The following is a 25,797-nucleotide window of genomic DNA, read 5'->3' on the forward strand; positions in this document are numbered from 1 at the left end:
ATCCCCGGCTGGAGTACTAGCCGGTGGAGTGCGGTGTTTCAACAAAAGAGTTGACAATCCTGTCGCCAACCTCCTAGCGTCGACGCAGGATCTGCTGGGGGAGGGCCGTGGAGACGACTGTCAGCGGCGAGACCGCCGGCCGGCAGGCGGCCCAGGTGTGGTTGCGCGAAGCGATCACGAGCGGCGAGCTGGTCCCGGGTCAGCGGCTAATCGAGGCTGACCTCGTGAGCCTGCTCGGTGCCTCCGGCAATGCCGTCCGGCTCGCCCTGGACTCCCTGGTGGCCGAAGGGTTGGTCGAGCGGATCCCCAATCGGGGCGCCCGTGTGCGCACGGTTTCTGCCGCAAAGGCGGTGGCGATCACCGAGTGTCGGATGGCGCTTGAGGGCCTGGCCGTGGCGAAGGCCGCGCAGCACGCCACGGACGCTGAGGTAGCCGAACGGCGCGCCCATGTCGGCCCGATGCGAGAGGCCGTGCAGGCGGGCGAACTGATGCGCAACTCGGCGCTCATCCAGGAGTTGCACCGGCTGATCCGTCAGGCCGTGCGCCAGCCCACGGCGGCCGCGCTCATCGAGCGCCTCCAGGCGCAGATCGTCCTCCACCAGTTCCGGCTGTCGCTGCGGCCCGGGCGGCCGCAGGTCTCGCTGGCCGGCCTCACGGCCGTCCTGGAGGCAACCACGGCGGGATCCGGAGTCTGCGGAGGCGGCGGCCCGGATCCACCTGAGCAGCGTGGTCGTCGCCCGGAGCGAGAAGAGCGCCTGATGTTCCTACTGGAGAAGGAGACCCTCGCATGAGGACTGTCGTCGTCACCGATCCACCGCGCGCCGACGTCGGCGACGCGGAGCGTCTGGGCGGGTACGGTGTCGCCACCGTGCACGAGGCGCTGGGCCGTGTCGGTTATCTGAGTCCCGAGTTCCGGCCCGCGTGGCCGGGCGCGCGCGTCGGCGGTACCGCCGTCACCGCCCTGTGCTGGCCCGGGGACAACCTGATGATCCACGTCGCGGTGGAGCAGTGTCGGCCCGGTGACGTTCTGGTGGTCGCGACCAACTCGCCCTCCACCGACGGACTGTTCGGTGAGCTGTTCGCCACCGCCTTGGCCAAGCGCGGTGTCCGTGGAGTGGTGCTCGCCAGCGGTGTGCGCGACGTCGCGGAGCTGCGTGAGATGGGGTTTCCGGCGTGGTCGCGGGCGGTCAGCGCGCAGGGCTCGGTCAAGGCCACGGCCGGCTCGGTGAACGTACCGATCGTCCTCGGAGGGCAGACCGTGCATCCCGGCGACGTGATCGTCGCGGACGACGACGGCGTCATGGTCGTACCCAGGGGCGACGTGCCCCGGGCGCTGACCGCCGCGCAGGCCCGGTTGGACAAGGAGGCCGCCAGCCGCGCCGCCTTCGAGCAGGGCCAGCTGGGCCTGGACCGCTACGGGCTACGCGACAAGCTCAAGGACTTCGGCATCGAGTACGTCTCCTACGACGAGTATGTCCAGGGTGAGCGGTGAGCTACGACGACACCGGGGTGCGCTGCACCATGATGCGCGGCGGCACCTCCCGCGGTCTGTACTTCGAGGCTGCTGACCTGCCGGCCGACCCGGCCGAGCGGGACGATCTGCTGCTGCGGTTGATGGGCACCCCCGATCCGCGCCAGATCGACGGCCTCGGCGGCAGCACCTCGCTCACCAGCAAGGTCGCCGTCGTGAGCCGGTCGGCGAGCCCGGACGCGGACGTCGACTACCTGTTCCTCCAGCTCGGCGTCGACACCGCGACGGTCAACGACCGGCAGAACTGCGGCAACATTCTGGCTGGCGTGGGACCCTTCGCCGTCGAGCGCGGACTGGTTCCGGCTGGACTCCACGAGACCAGCGTGCGGATCCGGATGGTCAACTCCGACAGCGTCGCGGTGGCCACCTTCCCGACGCCAGGTGGCCGTCCCGAGTACCGTGGCGACGTTGCGATCGCTGGGGTTCCCGGCACCGCGGCGCCGATCATTCTCGCCTTCACCGACACGGCGGGGTCAGCGACGGGCAGACTGCTGCCGACCGCCAATGTCCGGGACTCGATCGACGGTATCGACGTGACCTGCGTCGACAACGGCATGCCGCTGGTCGTGGCGCTGGCCGAGTCGTTCGGCCTGACCGGTCAGGAGACGCACGAGCAGTTGGCCGCCGACGCCGCGCTGCTCGAGCGCATCGACGCCATCCGTATCAAAGCCGGTGCACTCATGGGGCTCGGGGACGTGAGCCAGTCCTCTGTACCGAAGACGGCGCTGGTCGCCGCCGCACGCGACGGCGGCCAGGTCTGCACCCGGTCGTTCATCCCCGTCCAGCCGCACACCTCGATCGGCGTGCTGGCCGCGGTCAGCGTCGTCACCGGCATGCTGCTGCCGGGCGCGGTCGGTCACGAGCTCACCGCGGGCTGGCCGGCCGACCGCGCGCAGGTAGATGTGGAGCACCCGACCGGCCACCTGCTCGTGGACGTGACAGTCGACGCCGGGGTCTCCCCACCGCGGGTCGTCCGCTCAGGCGTCGTACGCACTGCCCGCAAGCTCTTCGAGGGCACCGCCTTCCCCCGCGCTTGAGTTTTCCTCCCCACCCGTGATTCCTGCGTTCATCGACCACATGGAGACAGCATGCCCCCGCTGCACGAGACCGCTCACACCGAGGCCTGCACGGCCATCCGCATCGCCGTCCTCGGACTCGGGGAGGCCGGTTCGGAGATCGCCCGCGATCTGATAGCGGCCGGCGCCGACGTCCGGGGCCACGACCCGAAGGTGACGCCGGCCGACGGCGTCGACCCGCGGGCCGACGAGGCCGACGCGGTGCGCGACGCCGATCTGGTGCTCAGTGTCAACAGCTCCCACGACGCGATGGATGCGCTGCGCAACGCGTTGCCTGCCCTACGACCGGGGACGATCTGGGCCGACCTCAACACCGCTTCGCCGGGTCTCAAGGCGGCGCTCGCGGAGGCGGCCGGGGCGCCCATCCCGGTCGTCGACGTCGCGCTGATGGCGCCGGTGCCTGGCAAGGGGCTGCATACTCCCATGCTGGTGGCCGGCGACGCCGCCGACCGGTACGCGGCCATCCTGTCCGGCTTTGGTGCGGAGGTAGCGATCCAGCCGGGGCCTGCGGGCGGGGCCATCTCGCGCAAGCTGCTCCGCAGCGTCTTTTACAAGGGGCTGGCCGCGGCGGTGGTGGAAGCGCTGGCCGCCGCGGAGGCAGCAGGCTGCGCCGACTGGCTGCGCGACAACATCAGCGCCGAGCTTGCCGGCTTCGACCAGCGCACCGTCGACAGGTTGATTGACGGGACCCACCAGCACGCCCGTCGGCGCGCGGACGAGATGACCGCTGCCACCGAGCAGCTCGAGGAGCTGGGGGTCCCGCCGCGGATCAGTGCGGCGACGCGCGACCTGCTCCTCGACCTGCGCGACAACGGCGGGCGATAGCCCCGCCGATGCCGGCCAGGCGGTCGGTGGTCCGCCCGGCTCTACTCGGCGTCGGCCTGCTGCAGCGCCGTGATGACGCTGGTCAGGTGTGCGCGCGCGGCGACCTCCGCGTCGGCGGGTTCGCGGCGTGCGATCGCGTCGATGATCGCGAGGTGCTCCCGGAGGGAGACCTGCGGGCGACCGGCGCGCAGCGCGAGCCGGAACTGGTGTCGAACCAGCTGACCGTTGAGCCGGTCGAGCAGCCCCGAGGCCACCGGCTGCGCCGCGTACTCGCGTACGAGGCGGTGGAGTTCCCGGTTGAGCGCCGAGTACTTCATCGGATCGCCGTCCGCGACCGCACGCTGCATCCGGTCGCCGAGATCGGTCAGTACGGCGATCTGCTCGTCGGTGACCCGTTCCGCCGCCTTGGCGGCACACAGGCCCTCGATGACCATGCGGCACTCGGTGATCGCCACCGCCTCGGCCACGGAGACGACCCGCACGCGGGCGCCGCGGTTCGGGATGCGCTCGACCAGTCCCTCGGCGGCCAGGTCGAACAGCGCTGCGCGGAGACTGGCGCGGCTGACGTTGAACGACTCGGCGAGTTCTGCCTCCACCAGCCGCTGTCCGGGCGCGAGATCGCCGTTCATCAGCGCGGCGCGCAGTGCGTCGGCCGCCAGTTTCGTGGCGACGCCACCCTCACGGGGAGTCTTGGCCAATCCGGACCTCCTCAGTCGCGGATGAGTATAGGGCCTCTGTGGAGGCTGTGGGAAAAATTGTCGACAATCTGCTCGACAGCTATTGCGACAATGTTGCGTGGTGGTTACGGTCACAGTTGCCGAGCGGCAATTCGCGAGCCGTGACGCGCGGGAGGCCATCAGGCTCCGCATCACATCGCCTGCCGGTGAACGGAGCAACGGAGCTGATTCTGCCGATCAGCCGATCCCAAGGAGCCCTGGAACAAGTGATCATCGACTGCCATGGCCACTACACGACCGCGCCGCAGGCGCACACGTCGTGGCGAGAGGCGCAGCAGGCGGCCTTCGGTGCCGGCGAAGAACCGCCGGCCTACCCCGCCATCTCGGACGACGAGATCCGCGAGACGATCGAGGGAAGCCAGCTGCGGCTGATGGCCGAGCGCGGGATCGACCTGACCATCTTCTCGCCGCGTGCCTCGGCCATGGGCCATCACTTCGGTGACGAGGCCGTCAGCAGCCGCTGGGCACAGGTCTCCAACGACCTCATCGCGCGCGTGGTCGAGCTGTACCCGGACAACTTCATCGGGGTCTGCCAGCTCCCGCAGTCACCCGGAGTACCCATCTCGCACTCGGTCGCGGAGATGCGACGCTGTGTGCTGGAGCTCGGGTTCGTGGGATGCAACCTCAACCCCGATGCCAGCGGCGGCCACTGGACATCTCCGCCGCTGACCGACCGCAGCTGGTACCCGTTCTACGAGGCGATGGTGGAGCTGCAGGTGCCGGCAATGGTGCACGTGTCGGCGGTGACCAACGCAAACTTCCACGCCACCGGGTCGCACTACCTCAACGCCGACACCACCGCGTTCATGCAGTTCCTGCAGTCGGACCTGTTCAAGGACTTCCCAGACCTGCGGTTCGTCATCCCGCACGGTGGGGGAGCGGCGCCCTACCACTGGGGCCGCTTCCGGGGGCTCGCGGACATGCTCGATCGGCCCGCGCTGAACGAGTCGATCATGAACAATGTCTTCTTCGACACCTGCGTGTACCACCAGCCCGGCATCGACCTGCTCTTCAGCGTCATCGGCGTCGACAACATCCTGTTCGGCTCCGAGATGGTCGGCGCGGTCCGGGGCATCGATCCGCAGACCGGCCACCACTTCGACGACACCCTGCGGTACGTGGACGCGCTGCACCTGGCGCCGGGCGACCGGGAGAAGGTCTACGAGCGCAACGCCCGCCGGGTCTACCCGCGACTGGATGCGGCGCTGAAGGCCAGGAACCGTTGAGGGCCTCGTCTCCCCGCTTGATCCCAAAGCTGATGGAAGGAGCCGTCGTGGACGCCATGCCACCGCCGCAGTCGGTGCCGACGACCGTCGGCCGCAATGGCCGCGGGCGGATGGCCGCCGACGAGGCGTACGCGAGACTGCGCGAGGACATCGTCAGGGGGCGGCTGATGCCCAACCAGCGGCTGGTCGAGGTCGACCTGGCCGTCACGCTCGGGGTGGGCCGCACCGCGGTCCGCACCGTGCTCGCCCGACTCGAGCAGGAGGGGCTCGTGGTCCACGAGCCGAACCGCGGAGCCCGGGTGCGAATGGTGACCGAGACCGAGGCCCTGGAGATCACCCAGGCGCGCGGCGCGCTCGAGGCACTCGCTGCCCGCGAGGCCGCTCTGCATGCCACGCCGGCGGAGGTCGCGTTCATGCGCGAGACGCTCGCGCAGATGTCGGCCTGCCTGAAGGCGGGCGACCTGCTGGCGTACTCGGACGGCAACGCCCGGATGCACGCGAAGATCATCGAGGCGTCCCGGCATCAGACGGCCACTCGGCTCATCGCCGGGCTCAAGGCGCAGATGGTGCGCTTCCAATATCGCACGGTGCTGGTTCCCGGACGGTCCGCCCGGTCCTTCGTCGAGCACACCCGGATCGTCGACGCCATCGAGACGGCTGACCCGGACGCCGCCGAGGCCGCGATGCGCTACCACCTGTCCCACGTCGCCGACACCCTACGCGAGATGACGTCCGCCCGCGCGCAGCACCGCGGCCCTCGACCCGACCTCGTCCACTTCTGAATCGCGATCCCCATCACCCCAGCTCGACCAGCCACCGCGGCGCGTACGTCGCGGGCCAGATGCCCCTTGGAGGCTCCGTGACTAACCATCCCACCCCCTCGGCCCGAGCCCGTGAACTCGTCGCCGGGGCGTACGACACACACATCCACGTCGCGCCGGACGTGATGCGCCGGCGCATCGACGACGTCTCGTTGGCGCGCCGGTTCGCCGAGGTCGGCCTGGCGGGCTTCGTACTGAAATCCCATTACGTGCCCACTGCCGAGCGGGCCGAAGTGGTGCGGAACGCCGTACCCGGGGTGGACGTGCTCGGCGCTCTCACGCTGAACGGCTCGGTCGGCGGACTCAACCCGGTGGCAGTGGAGATCGCGGGCCGGCAGGGCGCGCGGATCGTCTGGCTGCCCACCGTGGACTGCGCCAACCAGCGGGAGTGCCAGGCCTGCGAGCCGGAGGGCGCCACCCCGCCGATGTGGGCGCAACTGCAGGCCGACCTGGCCGAGCAGGGCATCATGGCCCCGGCGATCGACGTCGTCGACTCCGACGGCGCGATCGTGCCGGCGCTACGAGAGGTGCTGAGCGTCATAGCCAAGCACGACATGGTGCTGGCAACCGGGCACCTGTCCGGTGACGAAATCACCACGGTCGTCGACGCGGCCGCCGACCTCGGGGTGCGGCGCATCGTCGTCACCCACCCTGAGTTCACCTCCCAGCGACTGTCGGTCCAGGTGCAGCGGCACCTGGCCGAGCGGGGCGCGCTGATGGAACGCTGCTTCACCACCCCGTACACCGGAAAGGTCCGCTGGGACACGCTGTTCGACCACATCCGCCAGGTCGGCCCCGAGCACTCGCTGCTCTCCTCCGACCTCGGCCAGCCGTTCAACCCCCCCGTGGAAGACGGCCTCGCGCTGCTGGCCGACCGTCTGCTCGAGGCCGGGTTCACCGAGGACGAGGTACACGTGATGGCAGTGACGAACACCCGCCGCGTCGCGGCGGCGCCGTCGGCGGTGACCGCATGAGCGCCGCCGTCATCGAGGTGCAGGGACTGTCCAAGCACTTCCGCAAGGACGACGAGGAACTGATCGCGCTCCGCGACGTCGACCTGACCGTCGAGCAGGGGTCATTCCTGGTGCTGCTGGGACGCAGCGGTTGCGGCAAGTCGACCCTGCTCAACCTCCTCGCAGGGCTGACCCCGCCGACCAGCGGGCAGATCACGTACGGCGGCAAGCCGATGCGCGGACCCAACACGCAGGTCGGCTACCTGACCCAACACGACACGCTGATGCCGTGGCGTGACGTCACCCGCAACGTGCAGATGCCCCGCGAACTGCGCGGAGAAAGCAAGAAGGAACGGGCTGCGGTCGCCGCCGAGCTGATCAAGCTCGTCGGCCTGGACGGCTTCGAGCGGCACTACCCACGCGAGCTGTCCGGTGGCATGCGCCGGCGCGCCAGCCTGGCCCGGATGCTCTGTGCCGACCCGGAGACGCTTCTGCTCGACGAGCCGTTCGGAGCGCTCGACGCGCAACTGCGCACCGAACTGCAGGGCGAACTACTGCGGCTGTGGTCCGGCAGCGGGCGCACCGTCGTCTTCGTCACCCACGACATCGAGGAGGCGCTGATCCTCGCCGACCGCGTCGTGGTGCTCGGGCCGATCGGAACGATCCTGCTCGACCAGCCGGTGGACCTGCCCCGCCCGCGCGACCCCGACGACATCAGGGTCGATCCACAGTTCGTCGAACTGCACCGTCGGCTGTCCGCGGCGCTCAAGGAGGGAGCGCGATGAGCGCTACCACGACCCCGCAAGTGGGCTCGACCACCATGCCTGCGGGCCCCCTGCGGGAGACGTCCCGGCGCTCCTGGCGCCAGCGACACGGCCGCAAGGCGCTGATCTGGGGATGGCGCATCGGCCTGCTCGTCGCCCTGCTGGTGGTCTGGCAGGCACTGTCGGGACCCGTCCTCGACCCGCAGTTCGTCAGTAGCCCAAAGGGCATCGCCACCCGGCTCGGCGACTGGATCGCCGACGGCACGCTGTGGTCGAACACCTGGATCACCGTGCAGGAGATCGTGCTCGGCTTCCTGGTCGGCGCACTATCCGGCGCCGCCCTGGCCTACCTGATCGCCTCCGTCCGAGTGGTCTGGGACATCCTGGACCCGTTCCTGATGGCGCTCTACGCCATCCCGAAGGTCGCCCTGGCGCCGCTGTTCATCGTCTGGTTCGGCATCGGCACCGACATGAAGGTGCTGCTCGCCGCCGTCACCGTGTTCTTCCTGGTCTTCCTGAACACGGCAGCCGGCGTGCACGAAGTCGACCGCGCGCTGGTCGACGCCGTACGGCTGATGAACGGCACCCGCCGGGACATCGCATTCAAGGTCGTCCTGCCCGCCTCGATGACCGGTCTGCTGACCGGACTGCGGGTCTCCATCCCATACGCGCTGATCGGCGCGGTCATCGGTGAGCTCGTCGCGTCCAACCGCGGCCTCGGATACCTGATCAGCGACTCGTCCGCGAAGTTCGACACCGACGGGGTGTTCGCCACCCTCGTCGTCCTCAGCGTCATCGCCGCCGTCCTGAACGCCATCGTCAACCTCCTAGGCAAACGGGCCAACCGCTGGAAGCCCCTGGACACCGAGGTCTGACAACCGGTGCCCGGCCCGGACGAGCAGCAGTCCCGTCACCTCTCCACCCAGTCGAAAGAGTCCGCCATGTCCCGTACCAAAACATCCCTGTTACGCCGTCTCGGGGCCATCGTCGCCGTGTCGGCAGCGCTGCTCGCCGCCGGCTGCGCCAACAAGGGCGGCAGTAGCGAGCCGGCCACCGGCGCCGACGCCATGCGCCTCAACGTCGGGCAGATCAGCGACTCCGTCGCGTTCTTCCCGCTGTTCGTCGCCGAACACGAGGGCTACTTCAAGGCCGAAGGGCTCACCCTGGGAGAACGGCCCAGGCTCGGTACCGGCGCCAAGCTCGCCGCGGCCGTCCAGTCCGGCAGCATCGACGTCGCCGGGGGCGTGATGACCGACGCGTTCAACCTGTACAAGATCAACAACGAGGCGCGTGTGATCGGCTCCCTCGTCGACGCCTACTACGTCGACATCATCGTCGGCTCGGGGATCCCGAGCGCCGGCGACTCCGCGCCGCTGGCCGAGCGGATCCAGGCCCTGCGCGGCAAGAAGATCGGCATGACCGGGCCGGGCAGCGGCACCGAGGCGCTGGTGAACTACCTGTTCAAGCAGGCGAACTTGGACCCCAAGAGGGACGGGACCCTGGTCAACCTCGGCGCCGACGCGTCCGCCGCGATCGGTGCGCTTAAGGCCGGCCGGGTCGACGCCCTGTCGTTCTTCCAGCCGATCGGGCAGCAGGCCGTGGCGACCGGTGTCGGTCGTGTCTACATCTCGCCCGCTCGCGGTGACGTCCCTGCTCTCAAGGACGTCATCCACGGTGCCCTCTTCACCACCCAGGACGTCATTGACCGAAAGGGCAAGGCCGTCGCCGCGTTCCTGCGCGCCATCGCCAAGGCCGAGCAGACCATCAACGGCGACCCGGCAAAGGCCAGCGAACTGCTGCAGCAGTACCAGAAGACGATGAACGCCCAGACGGTACAGGCACTCGTGCCGGTCCTCCAGGCGGAGATCCCGGAGGCCCCGACACCCACCGAGGCCAATTACAACGTCTCGGCGGACTTCCACCGGCAGACCGGCCTGGTGCCTACCACGCCCCCGTTTGCCGAAATCATTCCGTCGCAGTGGGTCGCCTCCGCGCTCAAGGGCTGAGAAAGAACCAGGCGCCTTCGTGCCGACCGGACCCCTCGCAAGGGTCCGGTCGGCACGGAGAGCCGGAACCAAGATCGATTTCGAGTTGGCGCGGCGCGGCAGGGATGTGCGCGTCGATCATGGGTACGGGCAACGACCGGCGTTGCGGGATTTTGCCGTGCTCGGACTCGTCCGTACCGAAGGGCGTTATCAAGATCGGCGGCATGAACGTGCGTCGGATGAGCACGTGGAAACGAGTGCGGGCACTCCACATCGGACTGATGCGGGCTCCCGCTCCCTTTCCCGCGATGATCGTGCGCGAGGTTTCATCGTCGACGCGAAGATCACCATCGAACGCCTACACGAGGCGACCGACTCCGCATTGGATGACGGCTCCCGCGGGCCGCTGCGCAATGCATCGCCCATGTATTGACGAAAGAAGGGCACGAATGAAGTCGGTGCGTGCACCGGGGCGCAGCGATGATGTCGTCGCGTCCCTTCGCAAGGTGGTCGACGGGGATGTCGACGACTCCGAACGCCGCCAGGCCGAGTACTCCACGGACGCGTCGAACTACCGGGTGCCCCCACGGGTGGTGGTGGCCCCGCGCGACAGCGACGACGCGCTGGCGGCCCTGGACGTGGCCCGCCGCCTCGGAGTGCCGGTCACGGCCCGCGGCGCGGGGACGTCGGTGGCGGGCAACGCAATCGGCACCGGGATGGTGCTGGACTTCTCCCGGCACATGGACCGGATCATCGCGCTCGACGCCGACGCCCGCACCGCCGTGGTCCAACCGGGTGTTGTCATGTCCTCCCTGCAAGCCGCGGCCGCTCCCCACGGACTTCGCTTCGGCCCGGACCCATCGACCCAGAACCGGGCGACTCTGGGCGGGATGATCGGGAACAACGCGTGCGGCCCGCACGCCGTCGCCTACGGGCGCACGGCCGACAACATCGTCTCACTCGATGTCGTCGACGGCACCGGGCGTCGATTCCACGCCGGCGCAGGCACGCTGGAGCCGGTCGCGGGCCTGGACGCCCTGGTGCGCGCGAACCTGGCGACGATCCGCACCGCGCTGGGCCGCTTCGGCCGGCAGGTCTCCGGCTACTCCCTCGAGCACCTACTGCCCGAGAACGGCCGCGACCTGGCCAAGATGCTCGTGGGGACTGAGGGCACCCTGGTCACGGTCCTGCAGGCCACGGTGAACCTCGTGCCCGCGCCGGCCGCCCCGGTCGTCGTCGCGCTGGGATACCCGGACATGCCGACGGCCGCCGACGCCGTCCCCGCGCTTCTGGCCCACCGGCCCCTGGCGATCGAGGGCATGGACGCCCGCCTGGTCGAGGTTGTGCGCCGCCACCGCGGAGCGGGCGCGGTGCCACAGCTGCCCGCCGGTGGCGGGTGGCTGCTCGTGGAAGTCGGCGCCGAGGCCGGTGAGCGCGTCGACGACGTGCTAGCCCGAGCGCGCGCGCTGGCCGCCGACGCCGGCACCGACGCGGTGCGGGTGGTGCCCGCAGGAACCGAGGCGACGGCGCTGTGGCGCATCCGGGCCGACGGCGCGGGTCTGGGCGGGCGGACCCCGAGCGGGGCACCGGCGTGGCCGGGCTGGGAGGACGCTGCCGTCCCACCTGAGCGGCTGGGGGACTACCTGCGCGACTTCACCGCCCTGATGGCTGACCGTGGCGTAGACGGGCTGCTGTACGGGCACTTCGGCGATGGCTGCGTGCACGTGCGTCTGGACCTACCGCTGGAGACGCCCGCCGGGATCGGGCCGTCCCGGGCGTTCCTCGAAGCGGCCGCGGACCTCGTCGCCTCCTACGGCGGGTCACTGTCCGGCGAGCACGGAGACGGTCGGGCTCGCTCAGAGCTGCTGACGCGCATGTACGGCCCTGAGGTGATCGGCCTGTTCGGCAAGGTAAAAGCCCTGTTCGACCCGGAGAACGCGCTGAACCCGGGGATCGTGGTGGACCCGCGGCCCCTGGACGCGGACCTGCGCCGGCCCTTCGCGCGCCCGGCCTCGCCCCGGCAGGGATTCGCGTTCGCCGAGGACGGCGGGAACTTCACCACCGCGGTCCATCGCTGCACCGGGGTGGGCAAATGCCGGGCCGACAACACCGCCGCAGGCGGGTTCATGTGCCCCAGCTACCAGGCCACCCGGGACGAGAAGGACGTCACCCGCGGGCGCGCGCGGGTGCTGCAGGAGCTGACCAGCGGCTCGCTGGTCACCGCCTGGGACTCCCCGACGGTGCTCGAATCCCTCGACCTGTGCCTGTCGTGCAAAGCGTGCTCGACGGACTGCCCCACCGGCACCGACATGGCCCGCTACAAGGCCGAGGTTCTCCACCGCGCCTACGCGGGCAAAATACGCCCGCGCAACCATTACATTCTTGGCCAGCTGCCCCGCTGGTCGTCGCTGGTCACCAAGGTCCCGGCCATAGCCAGGCTGGTCAACACAGTGCTGAGGGTCCGCCCGATCGCGAGGGCGGTGCTCACCGCGGGCGGGATGGACCCCCGCCGACAGATGGTCACCTTCGCCCAAGAACGCTTCTCCGCCTGGTTCAGGGAGCAGGGCCGCGCGACCATGCCCGATGGCGCGGCGCCCGCCGTCGCCAGGCCCGCGTCCTCCTCTCCGCCGCAGCCGGTGGTGCTGTGGGCGGACACGTTCTCCGACACGATGGACACCGCTGGGGCGCGTGCCACTGCCCGCGTGCTGCAGGAGGCCGGGTACACCGTGATCGTGCCCGAAGAATCCGCCTGCTGCGGGCTGACCTGGATCTCCACCGGCCAGCTCGACGGGGCGAAGAAGCGACTGACCCACCTGCTCTCCGTCCTGGCGCCTTACGCCGCCGGGGGGATCCCTGTCGTGGGCGTCGAACCCTCGTGCACCGCCGTGCTGCGCTCAGACATGGTCGACCTCCTCCCAGACGACCCCCGCGCCCCGACACTCGCAGCCGGCACCTACACCCTCGCCGAGCTGCTCACCGCCCCCGCGCCACTGGGCCCCGGACCCCGCTGGACCCCGCCGTCGCTGGCAGGCGTCGAGGTCGTCGCGCAGCCCCACTGCCACCACCACTCGGTCATGGGCTGGGAAGCCGACGCCGCCCTCCTGGCCCGGGCGGGCGCATCCGTGACCCGGCTGGCAGGGTGCTGCGGCCTGGCCGGCAACTTCGGCATGGAGGCCGGCCATTACGACACCTCCGTAGCCGTCGCCGAGAACGCCCTGCTGCCCGCCCTGAGCAATGCCGGGCCGGACACCGTGTACCTCGCGGACGGCTTCTCCTGCCGCACCCAGGCCGACCAGCTAGTCGGTCGCCCGGGCGTCCACCTCGCCGAACTCCTCGCTCGCGGCAACTACGGCTCTACGGCAGCTAAGTGAGCTCCTGGTGCTGCGTCAGGAGGTGGCGGTGCTGCGGCGACAGGTCGCTCGGCCGCGGGTGGGACTGGGCTGACCGGGCGTGCTGGCCGGCCTGACATGGCTGCTGCGCCGCCGATTGTGGGACGGGTTGTTCGCTCGGCCGGGCACCCTGCTGCGCTGGCATCGGGATCTGGTCCGCCAGCGCTGGACCTATCCGAGCCGACGCGGCCGGCGACCGGTCACCGGGGAGATCCGCGGTCTGGTGTTGCGACTGGCCAGGGAGAATTCGACCTGGGGCTACCGCAGAATTCATGGCGAGCTGCGCCGGCTTGGCTACCGGGTGGTGCCAGTACCAACTGGGTCATCCTCAACCTGGCCGGGATCGATCCCGCTCGGAAGCGGTCGGCGGTGACCTGGCGGCAGTTCCTAGGGGCCCAGGCGCAGGGCGTCCTGGCGGTGGACTTCTTCACCGTCGACACGGTGTTGCTGCGGCGGCTGTACGTGCTGTTCGCGGTCGAGGTGGGCAGCCGGTGGGTCCATGTGCTCGGCACCGCACATCCGGTGGAGGAGTGGGTGGTCCAGCAGGCCCGGAACCTGCTGATGGACCTTGGCGAGCGAGACGACCGGTTACGGTTCCTGCTCCGGGATCGCGACACGAAGTTCAGCGCCGTGTTCGACGCGGTCTTCGCCGCCGCAGGCATCGACGTCCTCACGACACCAGCGCGGGCACCGCGGGCCAACGCGTACGCGGAGCGCTGGGTCGGCACGGTACGCCGTGAACTGCTTGACCGCGTGCTGCTCTTCGGGCGTCGCCACCTCGAGTCGGTGGTAGCCGAATTCGTCGACCATGACAACTCGCACCGTCCACACCGTTCGTTGGCACAGGCACCGCCGCTCGGACCGGCCCAACCGCCGGTCGCCATCGCTGGCCGGCGGGTGCTGCGGCGTGATCGCCTCGGCGGCATGGTCGGCGAGTACTCGCAGGCCGCGTAGGCTGACCGACTTTCAGGCACCCACAGGGCATCGCCAGCCACCCTCCGCGCTGCTGGACCGCCTCGACGAAGACCGGCATGTTCGCAGCAGCGGTGTCCTCGGTGGCGCCGTCCCGGCAGCTTCCCAAAGTCGATCACGCCCGTCACCGCACTGCAGGCACCGACATCGCGGCCAAACAAATTGCTCAAGGCGGTAAACCGTACGCGCGCGGGATGCAACTTACGGATGACGACAAGCTCGCAGGCCTGCGGAAGTCGGCAGACATCCACGAAGAGCGGAGAGACGTGTGTCTCCTAGAACCTCCATTGTCGGATTTCGACGGACTCGCCTGGTTGCCGCAGTTCTCGCCTGCGCGCTGGCTGGCACAGCCGGTGCCGTCATCGCAGGACACGAACCAGCCGCCAACGCCAGCGAACAAAAGAACGGTGGCAAGCATCACCGGGTTGTAACGTCGCCGGACGCCCCGGCCGCGATAGGTCCGTACTCCCAGGCCATAGCTGTGGGAGACACCCTGTACCTGTCCGGCCAGCTTCCCATCGACCCGGTCACGAACAAGCTCTTGGCGAATGCGTCCATTGAGGACCAAACGCGCCAGGTCTTGAGGAACCTCGATGCGGTGCTGCGGGCCGGTGGAATGACCCTGGACAACGTCGTCAGCACCACGGTTTATGTGGCAGACCTCAATGAGTTCGCCCGCTTCAACACCGCGTACGCCGAGTTCTTCGGCAGTAAGCCGCCGGCCCGGGCCACCATCCAGGTGGCGCGGGTGCCGCAGGACGCCAAGGTCGAAATCTCCGCTATCGCAGTGCGATGACTCTACCTAGAAGGGGGACACAACTATGCTGAACACCGCCAACGCCCCAGTCCCTGGGGACACGCCGCCCCAGATTTCGCGTCGAGGCCTTCTCCAGTTCCTGGGCGCCGGCGCGGGCGCCGTCGCCGCGGGTGCGGCGGGGTTGAATTTCGCCGCCGCCTCTCCCGCGGCGGCATCCCCGCTGACCGCTGCCGGGTCGTCGTCGTTGCCGCTCGCGAACGACGCGAACTTCTGGCGCCAGGTCGAGAAGCTGTTCACCCTCAACAAGAAGGTCCTCTTCATGAACGTGGGGACAGTCGGCTCCCCACCCCGCGAGGTCCTTGACGCTCTCGACAAAACGAATCGGGACGTCGCCCGTGACGCCCTCTCCGCCTACAGCGACTTCGCCGACGTCCGGGCCGTCGCGGCTCGTGGATACGGCTGCGACGTGGACGAGCTCGTCATCTCGCACAACACCAGTGACGGCATGTCGAAGATCATCGCCGGGCTGAATCTGCGCGAGGGTGACGAAATCCTGACGACCAATCACGAGCACGGAGGCGGCCTCGTCCCGATGGGCATGGCCCGGGATCGGCACGGCGTTGTCATCCGGAAGGTGGCCCTGCCCGTGGGCAACGACCAGCGGGCTGAGGACTATGTGGAGCTGTTCCGCAAGGCGATTACCGCCAAGACCAAGGTCCTTCTGTTCTCCGCTCCGACGTACAAGACCGGGACGATGCTGCCCATCCCGATGCTGGCCAAGCTCGCCCAGGAATACGGCCTGACCAGCGTTGTGGACGGAGCACATATCCCCGGGATGATGAACTACAGCTTCCACGAGCTAGGCGTGGACTTCCTCGCCGGCTCCGCCGCCAAGTGGCAGTGCGGTCCGGGCGGAACGGGCGTGCTGTATATCCGCAACAAGGTCCTGTCCCAGTACAACCCGAACCCCCTGCCAGAGTTCTGGCCGGTCGTGTCCAGCAGCTATCCGGCGGAAGGCGGCGTACCGCCCCGCTCGACGACCGACAAGGAGAGCTACAACATCGGCAGTTACCTCCAGTCTGTCGGCAACGGCAGCCTGGCCTTGAACACCGGAGTCAGGACCGTCTGCGAGGTGTGGGACCGCATCGGACGACAGCGCATCGAAGACCACGTCGTCGGCCTGTCGTCGTACCTCAAGGAACTCGTCGCCGAGCGGTGGGGGGTCCAATCGTTGTACTCCCCGAAGGACGACTCTCGCCTGGTCTGCGCCCTGACGTCGTTCAACCCGTTCCGCAATCGCACCGATGTGCTCAACGCGGACAAGTCGGCCGAGTTCGTCGCGCGGATGAGCGACGAGTACGGGATCACCATCCGTAACAGCGACTTCCCCGTCATCGGATCGGCCCAGTCGCATCGCCCCGTCCGCATCTCAACGCACCTGTTCCACCAGAGCCAGGACGTTAACCGGCTGGTCGACGCGGCATGGAAACTGTCCGGCAAGATGGCCTGACAGCGGCCACGAGGCAAGGGGCGAGCGTTCGCGACGTCAGCGGGCGCTCGCCCTGCCGTGCGCCGCCGGCCCGATGGTGGACCGCCATGGCGCCGAACCCAGGTCAGGGTATGATCACGACACCATCGAGCCCGACCTTGCTCCCAGGGGCCACCGGCTGGTCGTACGGCGTCGGTCTGGTGTGGTGGTGATTGCTGAGAGCCCACAGCCCGACCACATCAGCCAGGGCGAAGATCAGCAATGCCAAGATGACGGTGAGCAGCCGCCGGCGCCGTTCCCGCCGCTGCCATTCGCTGCGGGCGTTGGCATATGCATCCGGGGAAGTGACGGCTGTGGTCGCCAGCACCTGGAGGGTATCCCGCAGCCGGGTCTCGGTCTCGCCGATACTCATCGGGACGCGCCCATGAGCGTAGCCAGGGCGGCCATGCCCCGGAAGATGTGTGACTTCACCGCCCCAGTGCTGATGCCCATGGCGCCGGCGATGTCAGCCTCCCTCAGATCCAGCCAGTAGCGCAGCACCAGCGCCTCGCGCTGGCGCACCGGCAGCTGCCGTAGCGCCGCCACAACCGCTCGCTGACCCTCCCGCAGCAGCACGGACGATTCTGCCGAGTCCACGACGCCGGCCTGGCCGGGGGGCAGCTCGTCTCCGGCATGACGGCGACGCACCTGCAGATGCCGGACGTGCATACGGGCAAGGTTACACACGATCGACCTCAGGTACTGTGGCGCTGCCGCCGGATCACGCAGCCGGTACCAGCGTCGATGTAGCTCGCAGAACGCCTCCGAGACCAGGTCCTCGGCGTCGTGGTCGGCGCCCAGCAGGAAGGCAAGTCGGACGAGCTGGCCGTGCAGTGAGTCGAACAGGGCGATCATCGCGGCTTCGCGTTCCACATCGTGGAGGTCGAGGCCGGGACCGTCCGCCAGCGGGCCGTCCGCTGGAAGCGGCACTCCTCGATGTTCCGCGCCGGCCGTGCCGGACGGGTTCGCTCCCGAGTCGTCGGGGTTAGGGCCGACAATCTCGGATTGCGCAGGCCGGTTGCGGCGATCTGAGGTGCCGTGGCGCTGCGTTCGATCGAGGTTCATGACTGCACCGAGCGCGAGGCGGCGGCCGGCAGCGTCCGCGTACTTCGGCGACCCACCGTCCGATCCAGCCCCCGGACGGGCCCCCATCGTCGCAACAGCAGCTCGGCCACGACGACGACAGCGAGGTTGACCGCGAGCCCAAGCAGCCCCGGATACAGCTGCGTGCTGACCGGCCCGAGGGACACCAGTACGGTCGGAGAGAACCCACCGTGGGCGACCATCGCAGTGCCCGCAATCATCCCGACGAACCAGCCGGTCAGCAGGGCTAACCGATGCGGTGCCCGGGATGCGAGGCCGAGGACCAGAGCAGGCAACGTCTGCAGGACCCACACCGCACCCAGCAAGTGAAGGTTGATGGCGTTCTGACCGTGAAGGCCCATGGCGAAGCCCAAGGCGCCAAGCTTCACGACCAGCGACACGACCCGGGCCACCTTGGTCTCCTGCTCCGCGGTCGCGGTCGGGTTGACATACTCCACATACACGTTGCGGGCGAACAGGGCCGAAGCCCCGATCGACATGACGGCGGCCGGTACCAGCGCCGCCACCACCAGGGCACCCAGCACGGCCCCGGACAGCCATGCAGGTGCCAGCTCGCGCACCAGCATCGGGACGGCGAGCTCGGCCCGTCCCGGCGGCGGCACGAGGCTCATGGCCAGCGCGGCCACGCCAAACACCGCGAACAGGCCCAGCAGGCCGGTCCAGCCCAGCAGCGTCACCGCCGATCGCCGAACGACGTCGTCGCTGCGGGCTGAGAACGCGACCATCAGCACATGCGGAAACGCGAACAGCGCCAAAGCTGACCCCAGCGCCAACGACACGTACGCAGGTCCCAGCGCTGGGTCCAGCACGACGCTCAAACCGCTGTCCCGCGCGGTGATTGTCCGCTCCGCCGCGGAGAACAGCTCCCCCGGTGAACCGACCCGGATCCACACGAGCGCCGCGATCGACACGGCGGACGCCGTGACCAGGACCGCCTTTCCAATGGAGACAGCACTGGGCACGCGCAGCCCGTGCCGGTAGGTCGACACAGCAAGTACCGCAAACACGACGGTGAGCACCAGGTCTCCAACCACACCGCCGGACTCCACCCCGAGCACGCTGAGCACCGCCTGTATGCCCAGCAACTGCAGGGCGATGTACGGCATCGTGGCCAGAATCCCGGTGAGTGCCACCGCAAGCGCCAGGCCAGGGGAGCCGTACCTGCCGCGGATGAAGTCGGCCCCCGTCACGTAGCCGTGAGTGCGCGCGATGCCGGCCAGTCGTGGCAGGACCATGAAGGCCAACGCATAGACCACGACCGTGTACGTCAGGGCGTAGAAGCCGACACCGCCGGAGCTGAACACCAGCCCGGGAACGGCCAGGAACGTGTAGGCGGTGTAGATCGTGCCGCCCAGGACACACCACGTCAACAGGTGCCCGTGGCTGCGGTCGGCCAAGGCCCAGCCGGCCAGGTCGCGTCCCGCGGGCAAGCGGCGACCCCGGCCGCGGGAGGCCACGAGGGCGACCACGGACGCCGACAGGACCACGACCGCGGCGACCGCCGCTCTCACGTCCACTTCCCAAGGTCGGCGTGACAGCAGACTGCGAACTCTGCCATGTGCTGCTCCTCCCATGCCGCTGGCGGGGTCCAGACCCGATGCGGGTAAACCTTCTGGGTTCGGACCGCAACTGAGGTGGTGAGGGAGCAGCAGGGGAGGGACGCAGCAGAGGAAGCAAAGTGATCGAGAGCTAATTAACCAGCTCGAAACTTGAGAATCAAGTGTCAGAGGTGATGGGAGAGACGTATGAACCCAGGTGAGGCGGGCGAGATGGTGGCACCCACCGCACAGCGTGCCCGCGTCTGGGCCTGTCTACAGGCGGTCGCTCTGGCGCTGCCCATGCTGGGCGCGGTGGCCACACCGGTGTTCGCCCGCGCCGAACCGCGACTCTTCGGCGTGCCGTTCTTCCACTGGTACCAGCTCGCGTGGGTCCCCTTGACGGCAGCCTGCTTGGCCTGCGCCTACCTGGCCCATCGGCGTGCCAGGCGGGCGGGTCCGCACTGAGTCCGGCCACCGCGCGGCCCGCCCCGACCATCGCGCGCATCGCACCGATTACCCCCGCATCGACGAACAGGAGCAGAATGTGCCGGCGAAGCCGAGAGCTAGAGCCAAGGACAGCAGCCCGTGGAACTGGCTGTTGTTCGTCCCGATCGTGGTGCCGTTGACCACGCCCGTGTTCAACTCGGACGGACCGCGGCTGTTCGGGTTTCCGACCTTCTACTGGCTGCAACTCGCCTTCATCATCATCGGCGTCTCCACCACGACGGTGGTCTACCAGATGACGAAGAAGCGGGGTGAGCGCTGATGTGGCGCGACCATCTCACCGAGATCATCATCTTCTGCTTGCTGTTCCTGCTGGTCAGTGCCATGGGATTCGTGGCGGCCAGGTGGCGTGCACCCAAGGATATGGCCCACCTCGACGAGTGGGGGCTGGGCGGGCGCAGCTTCGGTGGCTGGATCACCTGGTTCCTGGTCGGCGGTGACCTCTACACGGCGTACACCTTCGTGGCGGTGCCGGCGCTGATGTTCGGCGCGGGCGCGGCCGGGTTCTTCGCTGTGCCCTACACGATCATCGTCTATCCACTGGTCTTCCTGGTGCTGGTGCGGCTCTGGTCGGTGTCGCACCGGCACGGCTTCGTCACCCCGGCGGATTTCGTCCGGACCCGGTTCGGCTCGCCAACGCTGGCCCTGCTGGTGGCGATCACCGGCATCGCCGCCACCATGCCGTACATCGCGCTGCAACTGGTCGGCATCGAAGCGGTGCTCAAGACGATGGGGGTGACCGGCGAGAGCACCATCGCCCGGCACCTTCCGATCATCATCGCGTTCGCGATCCTCGCCGCGTACACCTACAAGTCCGGCCTGCGGGCGCCGGCGCTGATCGCCTTCATCAAGGACATCCTGATCTACATCGTGATCCTGGTGGCGATCATCTATCTGCCGTACAAGCTGGGGGGTTGGGGGGAGATCTTCGACGCGGCGGACGCCAAGTTCGACACCAGCCAGAACGCCGGCGACGGGATCCTGCTCAACGCCAACAACCAGTGGCAGTACATCACCCTGGCGCTGGGCTCGGCCCTCGCGCTGTTCCTCTACCCGCACAGCCTAACCGGCGTGCTGGCCAGCAAGAACCGCAACGTAATCAAGCGCAACATGTCGGCGCTGCCGGCGTACACCCTGCTCCTGGGGCTGATCGCGCTGCTCGGCTACATGGCGATCGCGGCCGGGGTGACCCCGTTGCCGGGGGCCAAGGAGGGCTCGGTGGACAACAACACCGTCGTGCCGCTCCTGTTCGACCAGCAGTTCCCGAGCTGGTTCGCCGGCATCGCGTTCGCCGCAATCGGGATCGGCGCCCTCGTCCCCGCGGCGATCATGTCGATCGCGGCGGCGAACCTGTTCACCCGCAACATCTACAAGGAATACCTGCGGCGCGACGCCACCCCAGCGCAGGAGGCGAACGTCTCGAAGATCACCTCGCTGGTGGTGAAGGTCGGCGCCGTCGCCTGCATCGTCTTCCTCGACCCGCAGTTCTCCATCGACCTGCAACTGATCGGTGGCGTGATCATCCTGCAGACGTTGCCCGCGGTGGCGCTGGGCCTCTACACCCGCTGGTTCCACCGGGGCGCGCTGATCGCCGGCTGGGTCGCCGGGATGGGGCTGGGCATGTGGATGCTCTACCAGGTGGCCAGCCCCACCCGGAAGCACTTCGGTGGCTCGGCGTTCCCGCTGTCGGAGTTCGGCTTCGACACCACCAAGACGATCTACGTAGGCATCGTGGCCGTACTGGTCAACCTGCTGGTGGCGGTGCTCGGCACGCTGATCCTGCGGGCCACGAAGGTGGCCGACGGCGCCGACGGCACCACCACCGACGACTACCACGCCGACGAGGGCGACGCCCGGCTCGTCCCCGCGCCGCGTAGGGAGGCCGGCGTGGACGCGCCCGAACCGGTGGCCTAAACCGATCGCAGGCCCCCTCCCGACCGCCGCCGGTCGGGAGGGGGGCTCACTGATCGCATACGACCACTGACCAAACTTCGGACTTACCGTCTAGACGAACGGGGTCGGGGCAGGCTGCTGCGGGTCCAGCGAGCCGTGGGGTCTGTAGGTGTTGTACTCGATGCGCCAGTCTTCGGACAGCTTCCAGTCAAGTGGGCTGCGGCGTAGATCGAAGTCGGCTGAGCGGGTGCAGCTGTCGACGTTGCGGCGCGTCGGTGACCGATCAGTGGCGGGCCTCCGGTAGACGGTTCAGCGTCAGCTCACGGCAAGGTCGATGTATGCGGGGTCGTGGTCGGACCCGTCACCGCTGATCTGGGTGCGGCGCATCACGTGCGCGGCGGTGACGGTCAGGTCGGGGGTCGTCCAGATCTGGTCGTAGAGGGCGAAGGTGGTGACGCCCTTTGCCCGGTGCCGGTGTGTCCACATGGTGGGGGACAGGTCGGCGAACTTGTCGTCGATGAGGGTCCCGTTGCGGTTGGGGCCGGCGATCGTGGTGCCCCGTTGGATGTGTTCGGTGAGGTTCGCTTCTTGCAGGGCGGCGAGGGTCGCGGCCTCAGGGGCATCGTTGAAGTCGCCGGTGATCACAACGCGGCGGGTCAGCCGCTGTCGACGCAGGATCTTGGCGATCGCCGTGGCTTGGTCGCGGCGTCGTTCGGCAATAGCTTTTCGAGCGGCTGCGACCTCGGCGGGGCTGAGGGTGTGTTCGTCGGTGATGAAGTTGCTCTTGAGGTGGTTGACGAGCACGTGCAACGGCTTGCCGTCCGGGGCGGCGATCTCGGCTTGAAGGAGGTCGCGGCCGAACACCGGTTCTCCGGTGGGGTTGGGCCAAAACCGCCAGGAGCTGATGCGGGTGATCGGGTGGCGGGAGCAGATGGCAACGTCGATGCGGCGGGGGTCGTTGCCCTCTACGACGACCCGGTAGCGGTAGTCGATGCCCAGGGGGCGCAGGTCGTCGCGGTGGAACGTGTCAAGGGCGTCTTGGTCTTCGACTTCCTGCAGGCACAGCACGTCGGCGTTCAGGGCTGCGATGCGTCGGGCGATCCACGCCCGGGCTTTCGGGTCCTTGCCCTTCACGAGTCTGCCGCGGAAGGTGCGCAGAATCCCGCTCATGTGGGTGCCGTCAGGCAGGACCACCTCGACCACTGACGGTTGCTCGCTGCTCGGCCCGCCTGTTGCGTCCGGCGTAGCGTCGGTGGCGATCTCGGCGAGCGGGGGATTGGCCACGGTCCGGGAAAGCTCTGCCTGGAACGACCAGCGGGAGAACAGGTTGTTGGCGTTGAAAGTCGCGATCCTCACAGCTACCGCCCGCTTCCACTGTCCACGGATCGGCCCTTGGATGAGGTTGACGATACGGTCCGCCCGCCCAAGTGGGCAGCAACTATCAGCAAGCCGCCAGTCCTGGAGCCCGCCGGCCCCGCCTTGGTGACCCCGTCGGGAAGACGTAGAGGTCCGTCGGTGCCTTCAAGCCGCCGCCGATTCGGATCAGCTCATCGACTCTGGCCTCGGGGGTGCTACGAACGGCGGAGTGTCCCGTAGGCCCTGAGACCCCATTGCCTATTAACCGGCATTTGGGTGAAACTTGTATGCGTCTTACGGACCTCAACGGGCGGCACGCGACGAGCGCCAACGTCCGGAGAAGCTCGGCGCCCGAGCGGCTACAGGTATCGGCAGACCTGCTCGGGTGGGCAGGTGTCCGGTTCGGCGTCGGTGGCGGACTGGTGAAGCTGAGCCACGGTGGAGCGTAGGGCGTGCAGGTCGGCCAGCTGGGCGTCGATGGGCGTCGAGCCGTTGGGCGAGCAGTTGGCGTCCATGTCCGCAGGGGGCGTTGCCGGCGTCGCGGACGGCAAGGATGTCGCGGATCTGGGCGAGGGTGAATCCGGCGGCGCGACCGCGGCGGATGAAGTCGAGCCGCGCGAGCGCCCGGTCGTCGTAGTCGCGGTAGCCGTTCCCGCAACGTCCCGCAGGTGGGAGCAGGCCGCTGGCTTCGTAGAAGCGTAGCGTTTTGGTAGTGGTGCCGGTTTCCTGGGCGAGTTCCCCGATCCGCATTCGTGGCCTCCTGCCGTCGCGCCTTGACCTTCCCCTGCACTGGAAGGTCCAGTCTGGTACCGGTAGAGCCGTAACGGCCAAGCGGTGTGCGTCATGCCACCGGTCACCAGACGGAAAGGGGCTGTGATGACTGCAGCAGCAGAGCGCCAGCTGGCTGTTGAGCTTCGTTCCGTGCCCGAGTGTCCGAACCTTGGCCCTGCTCGGCAGGAGCTGCGCGCCGCGCTGGCCGACGTCGGGCTGTCGCTGGATGTTGTCACCGAGGTGGTGGGGGACTATCCGTCACCGTCGATCTTGATCAACGGTTTAGACGTGATGGGCAGCACCGGTGACGGGTCGGCGGCCTGTCGCCTGGACCTTCCCACAGGCGAGCGCATCCGTGCTGCCTTGCACCAGGCGATGCGCGCCGAACCCGCCACCGCCGCAGCCGAGTCGAGCCCGGTGGATTGCTGCGCGCAGCCGGGCAACGCTATCCGGGCCGACCGACCTCGCCGCGCCGAGCATCTGCCCGACCGGCTCCGGCAGGTGCACCAGACGATCCTCCGCCACTTCTCCACTACTGGAACCGTCCCCACGGACGCCGACATCCGCACTGCTTTCGGCGCCCCGGACCTGGACACCGCGAACGCGCTGCGCGAACTCGCCCGGGAAGACCTTGTCGCTGTCGACAGCGCCGGGCGTCTGGTCGCGGCCTACCCGTTCTCCCCAACGCCAACCCCGCACGTGGTCTCATTCGGCGATGTCGAGGTGTTCGCGATGTGCGCCATCGACGCGTTGGGCATGCCGTTCATGCTCGGCACCGACGCAACGATCACCTCCACTGATCCGCACACCGGCCAATCGGTCCGCGTGACCATCACCAACGGTGCCGCCACCTACGAGCCGGCCGAAGCGGTGGTCGTCTACGCAGCCACCGGAGACGCTGGTCGCTCCGCGGACACCTGCTGCTCCACCATCAGCTTCTTCACGAGCGCGCCCAACGCTCAAGCGTGGATCACCGCCCATCCCAACCTGGCCGCCACTGTTCTCGACCAGGACCAGGCCGTCACGCTCGGCCGCGACATCTTCGAACCGCTGCTCGCCTAAGGCCGACAGCACCATCGCCACCCGCCGCCGCCGGACCCGACACGAGGTGCATCGATGCAGGGCTCCGCGAGAAGTCAACAGTTCACCGCCACGGTCACCGGGGCCACACGCGGCCGTGTCCTGATCCCGGTCCCCTTCAACCCGGACACCGTCTGGGGAGCCAAGCCCGCCCACCACATTCGCGGCACCGTCAACGGCATCGGTGTACGTGCCGTGGTGGAACCAGCAGGCGATGTCTTCGGGTTCACCCTCGGCCCGGCCTGGCTACGGTGCTGCGGCTTGGCCGCCGGCGACACCGTCTCCGTGACTATCGAGCCGGAAGGCCCCCAACGCGGCGACCTCGCCGAAGACGTGGCCGCCGCGCTCGACGCGCAACCGCAAGCCGGCGCGTTCTTCGACTCGTTGGCTCAGTTCTACCGGCGCGCATACCTACGGCGGATCGACGCCACAAAACGCCAACCCGAGCAACGGCCCCAACGCATCGCCGAAATGATCGAACTCCTGAAAGCCGGGCACAAGGAACGCCCGTGCCCTTAGCAACCCGGATTGAGGGGTAGGGTCTGTCAAGAAAACGGTGTAACGCGGGTTGTTGAGGACTACTTGCGGGCTGCGGTGAGTCGGCCTTCGAAGGCCATCTCGAAGGCGTTCAACGCTGGCTTCCAGCGCATCGTCCAGCGTTTGCGGCCTTGCCCGGTCGGGTCCAGGCTCATGACCGCGAGGTAGACACATTTGAGCGCGGCGGCCTCGTTGGGGAAGTGTCCGCGGGCTCGGACAGCTCGCCGGATCCGGGCGTTGACGCTCTCGATGGCGTTGGTGGAGCACACGACGGTGCGGATCTCGGCGTCGAAGAGCCTGTCGCAGAATGCCGATGGCTGGGCGGAGCAGGCTGGCTTGATCGCGCCGTCGGCCGGGGCTGGCCCCCGGGGCTGGCGCGTCAGGCTGCTGCGGTGTGGATTTTGCGGATGTTGTAAGCGGCGGCTGCGAGGTTCAGTTCGCTTCGGGCGG

The 25,797-nt window shown here is 68.7% G+C and carries 27 protein-coding genes and 1 pseudogene; 21 read left to right on the forward strand and 7 right to left on the reverse strand.

From position 1 onward, the window contains the following. The first annotated feature begins 155 nt into the window (after nucleotides 1-155). From ABZU69_RS31230 to ABZU69_RS31245, 4 genes are read left to right on the forward strand one after another with little or no spacing between them, the layout of a single operon-like run. Nucleotides 156-791, forward strand: a complete 636-nt coding sequence (locus tag ABZU69_RS31230) for a GntR family transcriptional regulator (protein WP_354967889.1) — start codon at nucleotides 156-158, stop codon at nucleotides 789-791. Then, a complete protein-coding gene (locus ABZU69_RS31235) occupies nucleotides 788-1,492 on the forward strand; it encodes a 4-carboxy-4-hydroxy-2-oxoadipate aldolase/oxaloacetate decarboxylase (protein ID WP_354967890.1) in 705 nt (234 codons plus the stop codon). The genes ABZU69_RS31230 and ABZU69_RS31235 overlap by 4 nt, the downstream gene beginning before the upstream one ends. Further along, nucleotides 1,489-2,568, forward strand: coding sequence for a 4-oxalomesaconate tautomerase (locus ABZU69_RS31240; RefSeq protein ID WP_354967891.1), 1,080 nt, complete (start codon nucleotides 1,489-1,491; stop codon nucleotides 2,566-2,568). Before ABZU69_RS31235 ends, ABZU69_RS31240 begins: the two co-directional genes overlap by 4 nt. Before the next feature lie 51 nt (nucleotides 2,569-2,619). After that, a complete protein-coding gene (locus ABZU69_RS31245) occupies nucleotides 2,620-3,432 on the forward strand; it encodes a DUF1932 domain-containing protein (RefSeq protein WP_354967892.1) in 813 nt (270 codons plus the stop codon). 41 nt (nucleotides 3,433-3,473) lie between these two features. On the opposite strand, the gene ABZU69_RS31250 is transcribed toward ABZU69_RS31245, so the two are convergent. Then, nucleotides 3,474-4,130, reverse strand: a complete 657-nt coding sequence (locus ABZU69_RS31250; RefSeq protein ID WP_354967893.1) for a GntR family transcriptional regulator — start codon at nucleotides 4,128-4,130, stop codon at nucleotides 3,474-3,476. A 245-nt stretch (nucleotides 4,131-4,375) separates the two neighbouring features. Between ABZU69_RS31250 and ABZU69_RS31255 the strand changes: the two genes are divergently transcribed. From ABZU69_RS31255 to ABZU69_RS31310, 12 genes are all read left to right on the forward strand, one after another. Further along, nucleotides 4,376-5,395 carry an amidohydrolase family protein gene (locus tag ABZU69_RS31255; RefSeq protein ID WP_354967894.1) on the forward strand — a complete coding sequence of 340 codons (1,020 nt, stop codon included), beginning with the start codon at nucleotides 4,376-4,378 and terminating at the stop codon, nucleotides 5,393-5,395. 56 nt (nucleotides 5,396-5,451) lie between these two features. Next, nucleotides 5,452-6,177, forward strand: coding sequence for a GntR family transcriptional regulator (locus ABZU69_RS31260; protein ID WP_354967914.1), 726 nt, complete (start codon nucleotides 5,452-5,454; stop codon nucleotides 6,175-6,177). Nucleotides 6,178-6,254: 77 nt separating this feature from the next. Next, nucleotides 6,255-7,190 (forward strand): DUF6282 family protein, encoded by a 936-nt coding sequence (locus ABZU69_RS31265; RefSeq protein ID WP_354967895.1) that lies wholly within the window; start codon nucleotides 6,255-6,257, stop codon nucleotides 7,188-7,190. Beyond that, nucleotides 7,187-7,954, forward strand: a complete 768-nt coding sequence (locus ABZU69_RS31270; protein WP_354967896.1) for an ABC transporter ATP-binding protein — start codon at nucleotides 7,187-7,189, stop codon at nucleotides 7,952-7,954. Before ABZU69_RS31265 ends, ABZU69_RS31270 begins: the two co-directional genes overlap by 4 nt. Continuing rightward, nucleotides 7,951-8,808: an ABC transporter permease gene (locus ABZU69_RS31275; protein WP_354967897.1), complete on the forward strand. Its 858-nt coding sequence runs from the start codon at nucleotides 7,951-7,953 to the stop codon at nucleotides 8,806-8,808. The genes ABZU69_RS31270 and ABZU69_RS31275 overlap by 4 nt, the downstream gene beginning before the upstream one ends. 66 nt (nucleotides 8,809-8,874) lie before the next feature. Continuing rightward, the gene (locus ABZU69_RS31280) at nucleotides 8,875-9,939 is read left to right on the forward strand and encodes an ABC transporter substrate-binding protein (protein ID WP_354967898.1); all 1,065 of its coding nucleotides are present in this window, start codon (nucleotides 8,875-8,877) and stop codon (nucleotides 9,937-9,939) included. Between the two features lie 428 nt (nucleotides 9,940-10,367). Beyond that, nucleotides 10,368-13,289 (forward strand): FAD-linked oxidase C-terminal domain-containing protein, encoded by a 2,922-nt coding sequence (locus ABZU69_RS31285; RefSeq protein ID WP_354967899.1) that lies wholly within the window; start codon nucleotides 10,368-10,370, stop codon nucleotides 13,287-13,289. A gap of 79 nt (nucleotides 13,290-13,368) precedes the next feature. Continuing rightward, nucleotides 13,369-13,680 carry a hypothetical protein gene (locus ABZU69_RS31290; RefSeq protein WP_354967900.1) on the forward strand — a complete coding sequence of 104 codons (312 nt, stop codon included), beginning with the start codon at nucleotides 13,369-13,371 and terminating at the stop codon, nucleotides 13,678-13,680. Next, nucleotides 13,677-14,261 (forward strand): integrase core domain-containing protein, encoded by a 585-nt coding sequence (locus tag ABZU69_RS31295; RefSeq protein ID WP_354967901.1) that lies wholly within the window; start codon nucleotides 13,677-13,679, stop codon nucleotides 14,259-14,261. The genes ABZU69_RS31290 and ABZU69_RS31295 overlap by 4 nt, the downstream gene beginning before the upstream one ends. A gap of 77 nt (nucleotides 14,262-14,338) precedes the next feature. Next, the gene (locus ABZU69_RS31300; protein ID WP_354967917.1) at nucleotides 14,339-14,710 is read left to right on the forward strand and encodes a hypothetical protein; all 372 of its coding nucleotides are present in this window, start codon (nucleotides 14,339-14,341) and stop codon (nucleotides 14,708-14,710) included. After that, on the forward strand, nucleotides 14,641-15,075 hold the full coding sequence (locus tag ABZU69_RS31305) for a RidA family protein (RefSeq protein WP_354967915.1): 435 nt from the start codon (nucleotides 14,641-14,643) through the stop codon (nucleotides 15,073-15,075). The genes ABZU69_RS31300 and ABZU69_RS31305 overlap by 70 nt, the downstream gene beginning before the upstream one ends. Nucleotides 15,076-15,100: 25 nt before the next feature. Then, a complete protein-coding gene (locus ABZU69_RS31310) occupies nucleotides 15,101-16,546 on the forward strand; it encodes an aminotransferase class V-fold PLP-dependent enzyme (protein ID WP_354967902.1) in 1,446 nt (481 codons plus the stop codon). A 103-nt stretch (nucleotides 16,547-16,649) separates the two neighbouring features. Here ABZU69_RS31310 and ABZU69_RS31315 read toward each other — a convergent pair whose 3' ends face one another. From ABZU69_RS31315 to ABZU69_RS31325, 3 genes are all read right to left on the reverse strand, one after another. Next, complete coding sequence (locus ABZU69_RS31315; protein WP_354967903.1) at nucleotides 16,650-16,937, reverse strand: hypothetical protein; 288 nt, start codon at nucleotides 16,935-16,937, stop codon at nucleotides 16,650-16,652. Then, nucleotides 16,934-17,494 carry a SigE family RNA polymerase sigma factor gene (locus ABZU69_RS31320; RefSeq protein WP_354967904.1) on the reverse strand — a complete coding sequence of 187 codons (561 nt, stop codon included), beginning with the start codon at nucleotides 17,492-17,494 and terminating at the stop codon, nucleotides 16,934-16,936. Before ABZU69_RS31320 ends, ABZU69_RS31315 begins: the two co-directional genes overlap by 4 nt. Nucleotides 17,495-17,625: 131 nt before the next feature. Then, a complete protein-coding gene (locus tag ABZU69_RS31325; RefSeq protein ID WP_354967905.1) occupies nucleotides 17,626-19,179 on the reverse strand; it encodes a sodium:solute symporter in 1,554 nt (517 codons plus the stop codon). A 234-nt stretch (nucleotides 19,180-19,413) separates the two neighbouring features. On the opposite strand from ABZU69_RS31325, the gene ABZU69_RS31330 reads away from it, so the two are divergent. The 3 genes from ABZU69_RS31330 (at nucleotide 19,414) to mctP (ending at nucleotide 21,624) form a co-directional block, all read left to right on the forward strand. Continuing rightward, complete coding sequence (locus tag ABZU69_RS31330; protein WP_354967906.1) at nucleotides 19,414-19,671, forward strand: DUF3311 domain-containing protein; 258 nt, start codon at nucleotides 19,414-19,416, stop codon at nucleotides 19,669-19,671. A gap of 79 nt (nucleotides 19,672-19,750) precedes the next feature. Continuing rightward, nucleotides 19,751-19,972 carry a DUF3311 domain-containing protein gene (locus ABZU69_RS31335; RefSeq protein ID WP_354967907.1) on the forward strand — a complete coding sequence of 74 codons (222 nt, stop codon included), beginning with the start codon at nucleotides 19,751-19,753 and terminating at the stop codon, nucleotides 19,970-19,972. Beyond that, nucleotides 19,972-21,624, forward strand: coding sequence for a monocarboxylate uptake permease MctP (gene mctP, locus ABZU69_RS31340; RefSeq protein ID WP_354967908.1), 1,653 nt, complete (start codon nucleotides 19,972-19,974; stop codon nucleotides 21,622-21,624). The genes ABZU69_RS31335 and mctP overlap by 1 nt, the downstream gene beginning before the upstream one ends. 294 nt (nucleotides 21,625-21,918) lie before the next feature. Here the strand turns inward: mctP and ABZU69_RS31345 are convergent, their stop codons facing one another. Together ABZU69_RS31345 and ABZU69_RS31350 are read right to left on the reverse strand one after the other, a co-directional pair. Continuing rightward, the gene (locus ABZU69_RS31345) at nucleotides 21,919-22,959 is read right to left on the reverse strand and encodes an endonuclease/exonuclease/phosphatase family protein (protein ID WP_354967909.1); all 1,041 of its coding nucleotides are present in this window, start codon (nucleotides 22,957-22,959) and stop codon (nucleotides 21,919-21,921) included. Between the two features lie 359 nt (nucleotides 22,960-23,318). Continuing rightward, nucleotides 23,319-23,709 (reverse strand): annotated as a pseudogene (locus tag ABZU69_RS31350) (heavy metal-responsive transcriptional regulator). A 126-nt stretch (nucleotides 23,710-23,835) separates the two neighbouring features. Here ABZU69_RS31350 and ABZU69_RS31355 point away from each other — a divergent pair. Further along, nucleotides 23,836-24,792: an alkylmercury lyase family protein gene (locus ABZU69_RS31355; protein ID WP_354967910.1), complete on the forward strand. Its 957-nt coding sequence runs from the start codon at nucleotides 23,836-23,838 to the stop codon at nucleotides 24,790-24,792. A 54-nt stretch (nucleotides 24,793-24,846) separates the two neighbouring features. Beyond that, a complete protein-coding gene (locus tag ABZU69_RS31360; RefSeq protein WP_354967911.1) occupies nucleotides 24,847-25,329 on the forward strand; it encodes a YdeI/OmpD-associated family protein in 483 nt (160 codons plus the stop codon). A gap of 59 nt (nucleotides 25,330-25,388) precedes the next feature. Here ABZU69_RS31360 and ABZU69_RS31365 read toward each other — a convergent pair. Then, on the reverse strand, nucleotides 25,389-25,797 hold a 409-nt coding region (locus ABZU69_RS31365), incomplete at its 5' end, for a transposase (protein WP_354967912.1).

This window comes from Micromonospora sp. NPDC005206 (assembly GCF_040608175.1).
Taxonomy (GTDB): domain Bacteria; phylum Actinomycetota; class Actinomycetes; order Mycobacteriales; family Micromonosporaceae; genus Micromonospora.